Below are 10,271 nucleotides of genomic sequence, written 5' to 3' on the forward strand. Positions count from 1 at the left end.
ACCGATGGCGAACGACGACAAGCTCCTCGACCACCTCAAGTGGATGACAGCGGAACTGCGCCGCACCAAGAACCGGTTGCAGGAGGTGGAGTCCGCCCCGATCGCGATCGTCGCGACGGCCTGCCGTTACCCGGGTGGGGTGTTCTCGCCGGAACAGCTGTGGCGGCTGGTCGCCGACGAAGTGGACGCGATCTCGCCGACCCCACCGGGCCGAGGGTGGGACCTGGCCGCGCTGCACGACCCCGACCCGGACCGGCCGGGCGGCTGCACCACCCGCGAGGCCGGTTTCCTCACCGCGCCGGGCGACTTCGACGCGGAGTTCTTCGGGATCTCCCCGCGCGAGGCGACCGCGATGGACCCGCAGCAGCGGCTGCTGCTGGAGATCTCGTGGGAGGCGTTCGAGCGCGCCGGGCTGGACCCGACCGCGTTGGGTGGGCGCGCGATCGGCGTGTTCACCGGCACGAACGGCCAGGACTACAGCCCGAGGGCGGAGCGCGCGCCGAAGGAGCTCGAAGGGCACCTGCTGACCGGGACCGCGGCGAGCGTCGCCTCCGGCCGGGTGGCTTACACGTTCGGTCTGGAGGGCCCGGCGATCACCGTGGACACCGCGTGCTCGTCGTCCCTGGTTGCCCTGCACCTGGCCGCCCAGTCGATCCGGCGCGGGGAGTGCGAGCTCGCCCTGGCCGGGGGTGCGACCGTGCTCGCGGGCCCTGGGCCGTTCGTGGAGTTCAGCCGTCAGCGCGGGCTCGCCCCGGACGGTCGCTGCAAGTCCTTCTCCGCCACCGCGGACGGGACGGCGTGGGGTGAGGGCGCCGGAGTGGTGCTGCTCGCCCGGCTCGCCGACGCGCGACGGCTCGGCCTGCCCGTGCTCGCCGTCCTGCGGGGCAGCGCGGTCAACTCCGATGGCGCCTCCAACGGGCTGACCGCCCCCAACGGCCCGGCCCAGGAACGGGTCATCCGCGCCGCGTTGGCCGACGCCGGGCTGACACCGTCCGATGTGGACGTCGTGGAGGCGCACGGCACCGGTACCGCGCTCGGTGATCCGATCGAGGCCCACGCGCTGCTGGCGACCTATGGCAAGGACCGCGCGAGCCCGCTGTGGCTCGGTTCGGTCAAGTCCAACATCGGCCACACCGCCGCCGCGGCCGGGGTCGCCGGTGTGATCAAGATGGTCGAGGCGATGCGGCACGGCGTGCTCCCGCGCACGCTGCACGTGGACTCGCCGACCCCGCACGTGGACTGGTCGGCGGGCGAGGTCCGTCTGCTCACCGAATCCGTGCCGTGGACCGGGGAGACCCGCCGCGCCGGTGTGTCCGCGTTCGGGATGAGCGGCACCAACGCTCATGTGATCATCGAGGAGGCTTCGCCCGTCGAGGAAGAGCCCCGCACCGCGTCGGGTCCGTACGTGCCCTGGGTGCTGTCGGCGCGGTCGGAGACCGCGTTGCGGGCCCAGGCGGAGAGCCTGCTCGGTATTGCCGAGAACTCCGCCGATGTCGGGTATTCCTTGACACTGAAGGCGAATCTGCCGCACCGCGCGGTGATCGTCGGTGACCATCACGCCGCATTGACCGCGCTCGCCCGGTCGGCGCCGCATCCCGCGGTGGTCACCGGATCCGGTTCGGGGCGCACGGTGTTCGTGTTCCCCGGGCAGGGCTCGCAGTGGACCGGCATGGCCGTCGATCTCCTCGGGAACGAGGTCTTCGCGGAGTCGATGTCCGCCTGTGCCAAGGCTTTGGCGCCGCACGTCTCCTGGGATCTGTTCGAGGAGTTGAACGGCCCGCTTGAGCGCGTCGATGTGGTGCAGCCCGTGCTGTGGGCCGTGATGGTGTCTCTTGCGGCGTTGTGGCGGTCCTACGGGGTTGAGCCCGCTGCGGTGGTTGGTCATTCGCAGGGGGAGATCGCGGCTGCCTGTGTCGCGGGTGCGCTTTCGCTGGAGGATGCGGCGAAGGTGGTGGCGCTGCGGAGTCGTGAGCTGCTGGCGTTGTCGGGCCTTGGTGGCATGGTGTCGGTGGCGACCGGTGATGTCAGCGATCTGCTCACCGAGGGCATCGGTGTCGCCGCTGTGAACGGGCCGGGCTCGGTGGTGATCTCGGGCGACGCGGATGCGCTGGACACCCTCGTCGCGACGTGCGAAGCGCGGGGCATCAGGGCGCGGCGCGTCCCCGTGGATTACGCGTCGCATTCGCATCACGTCGAGCGGATTCGGGGCCGCTTGGCGGAGGTGTTGGCGGGGATTGAGCCGAGGCGGCCGGAGATCCCGTTCTTCTCGACGGTAACGGGCACGTGGCTTGATGAGCCTGTTGATTCCGGTTACTGGTACCGCAATCTGCGTGAGACGGTCCTTTTTGGACAGGCGACGCGGGAGCTTCTTCGGGATCATGGGGTTTTCGTTGAGGTGAGCCCGCATCCGGTGCTCGCGGTCGGGGTGCAGGAGAGCATCGAAGCCGCGCAGGCCGACGCCGCCACCGTGGGGTCGCTGCGGCGCGGTGCGGGCGGCGTGGAGCAGTTCATGGCGTCCTTGGCGGAGGCGCACGTGCACGGCGCACCTGTCGACTGGACGTCCTTCTTCCCCGGTGCGCGGCGTGTCGACCTCCCGACTTACCCGTTCCAACGGCAGCGCTACTGGCTCGAAGCCGAGCAGGCCACCGGTTCCGACCCCACGGAGGCGTGGTTCTGGGCTGCGGTGGACCGCTCCGACGCCGCGGAGCTGGCCGCGACGATCAAAGCCGACCCCGCCGCGGTCGAAGAGCTGCTGCCGTCGCTCGCCGACTGGCGCAGGCGCGGCAAGCAACACTCCACTGTGGACTCGTGGCGCTATCGGATCTCCTGGCGCCGCGTGCCGGAGCCTGTGGGCGTTCTCGGCGGAACGTGGCGCGTGGTCGGGGACGACGGCCTCGTGGCCGCTCTGGAACGGGCCGGTGCACGGATCACCGACGACGCGGACAACCTCCTGGTCGTGGCGCCATCGGATGTCGCGGACACGGTCTCCCTGCTGCGCGAGCAGGGCGGCGCGCGGTTGTGGCTGGTGACGCGCGGCGCGGTCGCGGTCGGCGCGGCGGACCCGCCGGGCGATCCCGAGCAGGCGGCGGTCTGGGGGCTCGGGCGGGTCGCCGGACTGGAGAGCCCGCAGTCCTGGGGCGGCCTGGTGGACCTGCCGCGCGATGCCGATGAACGGGTGCTCGACCGGTTGTGCGCGGTGCTCGCCGCCCCCGGCGACGAGGACCAGATCGCGGTGCGCGGCGACGGGGTGTTCGTGCGGCGGCTCGTCCCCGCCCCGGCCGGTGGTGGCGGGACCTGGCGGCCAAGGGGAACGGTGCTGATCACCGGGGGCACGGGCGCGTTGGCCACGCACGTGGCGCGGTGGGTAGCCGCGAACGGTGCCGATCACATCGTGCTCGCCAGCCGCAGCGGTCCTTCGGCGCCTGGTGCGCGGGAACTGTGGGAGGAGCTGGCCGGGACGCGGGTGACCGTCGCCGCGTGTGATGTGACCGATCGCGCGGCCCTCGCCGCGTTGGTGGCCGAGCACCCGCCGAACTCGGTGTTCCACACCGCCGGGGTCGGCCAGCTGACCCGGATCGGCGAGACCACCGACGCCGAGGTCGCCGCGGTGCTGAACGCGAAGGTCCTCGGCGCACGGCACCTGGACGAGCTGCTGGGCGAGCTGGACGCTTTCGTGCTGTTCTCCTCCAACGCCGGGGTGTGGGGCAGCGGTGGACAGGGCGTCTACGCCGCTGCGAACGCCCATCTCGACGCGCTGGCCGAGCAGCGACGGGCACGCGGGCTGACCGCGACCTCGGTGGCGTGGGGTGCTTGGGGTGGAACGGGAATCGCCGCCGAGGACGCCGCGGCCGACCACCTCGCCAAGCACGGCCTTCGCCCCATGGACCCGGAACTGGCCATCAGCGCGCTCAGCCGGGCACTGGAGCTCGACGAGACCTTCGTCGCGGTGGCCGACGTGGACTGGGAACGGTTCCTCCCGATCTTCACCTCCGCGCGCCGCCGCCCGCTGCTGGACGAGCTGCCGCAGGCCAGGAAGCTGCGCGCGGCCGCGCCGGCGGGGGAGAGCGAGCTGCGCGAGCGCCTGGCCGGGTTGCCGGAGCGGGATCAGCACGCCGCGCTCGTCACCCTCGTCCGCGAGCAGGCGGCGGCGGTGCTCGGTCACCAGGGGACGGAGGCGATCGTCGCCGACCGCGCGTTCCGCGACCTGGGCTTCGACTCGCTGACCTCGGTGCGTCTGCGCAACGGCCTCGGCGCCGCGACCGGGCTCCGGCTGCCGACGACGCTGGTGTTCGACCACCCCAACCCGGACGCGCTCGCCGGCTACCTGCGCGTGGAGCTGCTGGGTGGCGCGGAACCGGTCGCCGCCGACGCACGGTCCACTGTGGACGAGCCGATCGCGATCGTCGCGATGAGCTGCCGCTACCCGGGCGGGGCGGAGTCGCCGGAGCAGCTGTGGCGGTTGCTCGCCGACGGCGTCGACACCGTGGGACCCGCCCCGGCTGACCGGGGCTGGAACATCGAGGACGTCTTCCACCCGGACCCGGACCACCCCGGTACCACCTACGTTCGCGAAGGCGCGTTCGTCGAGGACATCGGCCGTTTCGACGCCGCCCTGTTCGGCATCGCCCCACGGGAGGCGATCGCGATGGACCCCCAGCAGCGGTTGTTGCTGGAGGCGTCGTGGGAGGTGTTCGAGCGGGCCGGGATCGACCCCACCGGCCTCCGTGGCGCGCAGGCGGGGGTGTTCGTCGGCGCGATGGCGCAGGGATACGGCGCCGGTACCCGTCAGGCCGCCGAAGGAGCCGAGGGCTACTTCCTGACCGGTGGCGCGACCTCGGTCATCTCCGGTCGGGTGGCGTACACCTTCGGGCTGGAAGGCCCCGCGGTCACGGTGGACACGGCGTGCTCGTCGTCCTTGGTGGCGCTGCACCTGGCGTGCCAGGCGTTGCGGCAGGGCGAATGCACGGTGGCGCTCGCCGGTGGTGTGACGGTCGTGGTCACGCCGACCGCGTTCGTGGAGTTCAGCCGCCAGCGCGGTCTGGCCCCGGACGGCCGGTGCAAGCCCTTCGCGGCCGCGGCGGACGGGACCGCGTGGGGTGAAGGCGTCGGGGTGCTGCTGCTGGAGCGGTTGTCCGACGCGGAGCGCAACGGTCACCCGGTCCTGGCCGTCGTGCGAGGCTCGGCGGTCAACTCGGACGGGGCTTCGAACGGGCTCAGCGCGCCGAACGGGCTTTCCCAGCAACGAGTCATCCGCGCGGCACTGGCCAACGCGGGTCTTGGACCGTCCGATGTGGACGTTGTGGAGGCGCACGGTACCGGCACCGCGCTCGGGGACCCGATCGAGGCGCAGGCGGTGATCGCCACCTACGGCCAGGACCGCGAACGCCCGCTGTGGCTGGGCTCGGTCAAGTCCAACATCGGTCACACCGCCGCGGCGTCGGGTGTCGCGGGCGTGATCAAGATGGTCGAGTCGATGCGCACGGGTGTGCTGCCGAAGACCTTGCACGTGGACGAGCCCACCCCGCACGTGGACTGGTCCGCAGGCGACGTCGCGTTGCTGACGGAGAACGTCGAGTGGTCTGGTGATCGGCGTCGTGCGGGTGTTTCGTCCTTCGGGGTGTCGGGCACCAACGCACACGTCATCCTCGAACAACCGCCGACACGGCCGTCCATGCCGGTGCGGCCGGACAACGACTCCACCGCGTGGGTTCTGTCCGCGGAGGGCGACCTCGGAGCGCAGGCGCTCAAGCTGCACGAGTTCGCGTCTCGGAGGGCGGATCTGCGGGCACTCGACATCGGGTACTCGTTGGCGGTCTCGCGCGCCTATCTCCGCAAGCGCGCTGTCGTGCTGGGAAACAGGGATGACCTCCTCACCGGGCTCCAAGCCCTGGCGGAGGGCCGCGCGGCATCGAACGTGATCGAGGCGGAGACGGCTGAGGGCAAGCTGGCGTTCCTGTTCTCCGGTCAGGGTTCGCAGCGGGCGGGCATGGGGCGTTCGCTGTACGAGGCGTATCCCGTGTTCGCCGATGCGTTCGACGCGGTGTGCGCCGAGTTTGACTTGCCAGTGCGCCAAGCCGTGTTCGACGGGGACGGGCTGGACCAGACCCAGTTCACACAGACCGGGTTGTTCGCTCTCGAGGTCGCGCTGTTCTGGTTGCTGCACAGCTGGGGTTTGCGGCCCGACCACCTCCTGGGGCACTCGGTCGGGGAGCTGGCCGCGGCCCACGTGTCCGGCGTGCTGTCGTTGAGCGACGCGTGCCGCTTGGTGGAGGCGCGAGGCCGCTTGATGCAGGCCCTGCCGACCGGCGGCGCGATGGTGTCCGTCGAGGCGTCAGTAGACGAGGTTCGGGAACACCTGGGCGGTGCGAGCATCGCGGCGGTGAACGGTCCACTGTCGACGGTGATCTCCGGTGACGCCGATGAGGTGTTGGAGATCGCGAAGCGGTGGAAGCACAAGCGGTTGCGGACCAGTCACGCGTTCCACTCGGCCCACATGGACGGCATGCTGGACGACTTCCGGGCCGTGGCGCAGGACTGCACCTTCAACGCGCCGCGAATTCCGATCGTGCAGAACACACTCGGCGACATCACCACGGCCGAGTACTGGGTTCGGCACGTCCGCGACGCGGTGCTCTTCCACGACGGCATGACCCGCCTGTACGACAACGGGGTCCGCGCCTGCGTGGAGATCGGGCCGGACGGTGTGCTCAGCGCACTCGGACAGACGTGTGTCGAGGACATGGTGTTCATTCCCGTGCTGCGCAAGGACCGCGATGAGGCCGAGTCGCTGACTCGCGCCGTCGCGCACACGCACGCGCTGGGATTCGATGTCGACCTGGCGCCGCTCTTCCCTGGCGCGCATCGGGTCGATCTGCCGACCTACGCCTTCCAGCGGCGGCACTACTGGCTTGAGTCCGAGTCCCGCACCCAAGGGTTGCTGGGCGCCGCTTTGCCGCTGGCCGAGCAGGACGCTCTGGTCTTCAGCACGACGTTGTCACTCGGCACGCACCCGTGGCTCGGCGATCACGTCGTGCTCGGCGAGGTGCTGGTGCCGGGGACCGCGTTCGTCGAGTTCGCGCTGCGGGCCGGGGACGAGGTCGGGTGCGGTCTCGTCGACGAGCTGGTCCTGAACGCCCCGCTCGCCCTGCCTCCTCGCGGAGAGGTCGGAGTCCAGGTGTCGGTCGGAGCACTGGACGAGTCCGGTTCGCGGTCGTTCAGCGTGCATTCCCGTGTCGGTGAGGGGGAGTGGACCCGCCACGCGAGCGGTGTTCTGCGTGAAGGCGCACCGTCCGGCACCGAGCTGCGGCCGTGGCCACCGGTCGATGCGTCCTCTGTGGACGTTTCACGGCTGTACGACCAGCTGGCCGGGCAGGGATACGGCTACGGCCCGGTGTTCCAGGGCCTGACTGCCGCGTGGCGCCGAGGGGATGAGGTCTTCGCGGAGGTCGCGCTGCCGGAAGGCGCCGACGCGTCGGGCTTCGCTCTGCACCCGGCTTTGCTGGACTCAGCGCTGCACGTGCTCGGCTTCTCCGCCCTCGCCGAGGACCAGCGCACGCGACTGCCCTTCTCGTGGCGAGGTATCGCGTTGTTCGCGGAGGGCGCGTCGGCGCTGCGAGTGCGCGTCGCGGTCGTGGGACCGGACGAGGTCTCGGTCACCGTCGCGGACACCACTGGGGCTCCGGTCGCGGTGATCGAGTCCTTGGTTCTGCGCGCGGTGTCCCAGGTCGCCACGCGGCTCCCCGAGGAACTGCTGACCGTCGACCTCGTGCCGCTGCCCGAGGGGGATCAGTCCACAGTGGACTTCGAGGTCGTCGAGTGCGACGACCCGGCCTCCGCGCTGGCGGCGATCCGGTCCTGGGACGCCGACAAGCTCCTGGTGCTCGCCACATCCGGTTCGGGCCTGCCCGCCGCCGGTGTGCGCGGGCTGGTCGCATCGGCGCAGTCGGAGCAACCCGATCGCTTCGTCCTGCTGGAAGGTCCCGGCAGCGCGGCCGCCGCGGCCGTGGCTTCGGGGGAGCCGCACGTCGTCGTGCGCGACGGTTCGTTGTTCGCACCTCGGCTGACCCGGCCGGACGCCGGGCTGACGGTGCCCGGCCCGGAATGGCGCCTTGCCGTGGCGGAGCCGGGTACCGTCGACGGGCTCGCGCTCGTCACCGCACCACGGGAACCCCTCGGAGACGGCCAGGTTCGGATCGGAGTGCGCGCCGCCGGGGTGAACTTCCGCGACGTCCTGATCACGCTCGGCATGTACCCCGGTGACGGTGTGCTCGGTTCCGAGGTCGCGGGCGTGGTGCTCGAAGCGGCGCAGGGAACCGGTTTCGCCCCTGGTGACCGTGTGTTCGGCTTGGTACCGGCGGGGATCGGCCCGGTCGCGGTCGCCGACGCCCGGATGATCGCGACCATCCCTGAGGACTGGTCCTTCGCCCGCGCCGCCTCGGTGCCGGTGGTGTTCCTGACGGCCTACCACGCTCTTGTGGGGCTCGGCGGGCTGAAGCGCGGCCAGTCCGTGCTGGTGCACTCCGCCGCGGGCGGGGTCGGGATGGCGGCGGTGCAGATCGCGCGCCATATCGGCGCGGAGGTCTTCGGCACGGCGAGCCCGGCGAAGTGGGATGCCACGGGTCTCGACGCGGATCATGTCGCCAGTTCGCGTGCTCTTGGCTTCGCGACGCGGTTCCCTCAGGTCGACGTGGTGCTCAACGCGTTGACCGGGGAGTTCACCGACGCCTCCCTGGGGCTGCTCAAGCCGGGCGGGCGGTTCGTCGAGATGGGCAAGGCCGACGTCCGCGAGGGGACCCTGGCATTCGACCTGGTGGACCTCGATCCCACCCGGATCGGCGAGATGCTCGCCGAGATCCTGGCGCTGTTCGCCTCGGGGGCGCTGACCCCGCTCCCGACGCGCGCGTGGGACGTGCGCCAGGCGAAGGACGCGTTCCGCTTCCTCAGCCAGGCCAAGCACGTCGGCAAACTCGTGCTCACCGTGCCCGCACCGCTGGACCCCGAAGGAACGGTCGTGGTGACGGGCGGCACCGGCGCGCTCGGGTTGCTCGCCGCCCGCCACCTCGCGCGGGAGCACGGGGTGCGGAACCTGTTGCTGCTCAGCCGCACCGGCGGAGCCGTCCCGGACGCCGAGGTCGTCGCCTGCGACGTCGCCGACCGCGACGCCCTCGCCGCTGTCCTCAGTGGACGGAAGGTCACCGCGGTGGTCCACGCGGCAGGGGTGGTCGACGACGGACTGGTCGAGGACATGACGCCGGAGCGGCTGGACGCGGTGTGGCGGCCGAAGGTGCAGGCAGCGGTGAACCTGCACGAGCTCGTCGGTGACGTGAGCGCCTTCGTGCTGTTCTCGTCGGCTTCCGGCATCCTCGGCGGTCCCGGCCAGTCGAACTACGCGGCGGCGAACGCGGCACTCGACGAACTGGCCCGGCTGCGCAGAGCGGAGGGCCTCGCCGCCACGTCGATGGCGTGGGGTCCCTGGTCGGTGGGCATGGCGGCCGGACTCGCCGACGCCGACCGCGAGCGGATGCGCGGGCTGGGCATGCTCCCGTTCGAGCCTTCGGACATCGCTCTGCTCGACGCCGCGTTCACCACCGCCGAGCCGGTCCTGCTCCCGATCCGCCTCGACCGGACCCGCATCGGCACCTCGGCTCCGCCGCTGCTGCGCGGCCTGACCAGGGCTCCGCGCCGCCGCGCCGCCACGACCGCGGTCCCACTGCGCCAACGGATCGCGGACCTCCCCGGCGCTGAGCGGGACGCGGCACTGCTCGACTTCGTCCGCACCGAGGTCGCCGCTGTGCTCGGCCTGGCCGCACCGGAGGAGATCGGTGCTCGCCGGGCGTTCTCCGACCTCGGCTTCGATTCGCTGACCGCCGTGGAACTGCGCAACCGCGTCAACGCCGCCACCGGTCTGCGGATGCCCGCGACCCTGGTCTACGACCATCCCACCGCTGAGGCACTGGTCCGCCACCTCCGCGCCGAACTGGTCGGCCACGACGGCCCCGACGTCCTGTCCGCACTGGACGCCTTGGCCGCGCGCCTGGCCGCCGAGGACGCGGACGGCGTGACGCACGCGCAGGTCGCGATGCGGCTCCAGTCGATCCTGTCGAAGTGGAACTCGCGCAGCGCGGACACCGGTGACCTGGCGGGTGCGAGCGACGACGAGCTATTCGACCTGATCCACCAGGAGATGGGCCGGCGGTAGCCGATCGTGGCTCTCGGAATGGAAATTCCATTCAGGGAAAAAAGCATCGGGAAAGCGGAGGCTTTACCTGGGG

The 10,271-nt window shown here is 71.5% G+C and carries 1 protein-coding gene; it reads left to right on the forward strand.

Annotation, left to right across the window (positions count from 1 at the left end):
- The first annotated feature begins 4 nt into the window (after positions 1 to 4).
- Positions 5 to 10,198 (forward strand): SDR family NAD(P)-dependent oxidoreductase, encoded by a 10,194-nt coding sequence (locus tag NLX83_RS28640; protein WP_305884207.1) that lies wholly within the window; start codon positions 5 to 7, stop codon positions 10,196 to 10,198.
- Positions 10,199 to 10,271: the final 73 nt, after the last annotated feature.

It is taken from the genome of Allokutzneria sp. A3M-2-11 16, assembly GCF_024213555.1.
Classification (GTDB): Bacteria; Actinomycetota; Actinomycetes; order Mycobacteriales; family Pseudonocardiaceae; genus Allokutzneria.

Coding starts and splice junctions, on each gene's coding strand:
- NLX83_RS28640 (WP_305884207.1), top strand. CDS start 5: ATGGCGAACGACGACAAGCTCCTCGACCACCTCAAGTGGATGACAGCG.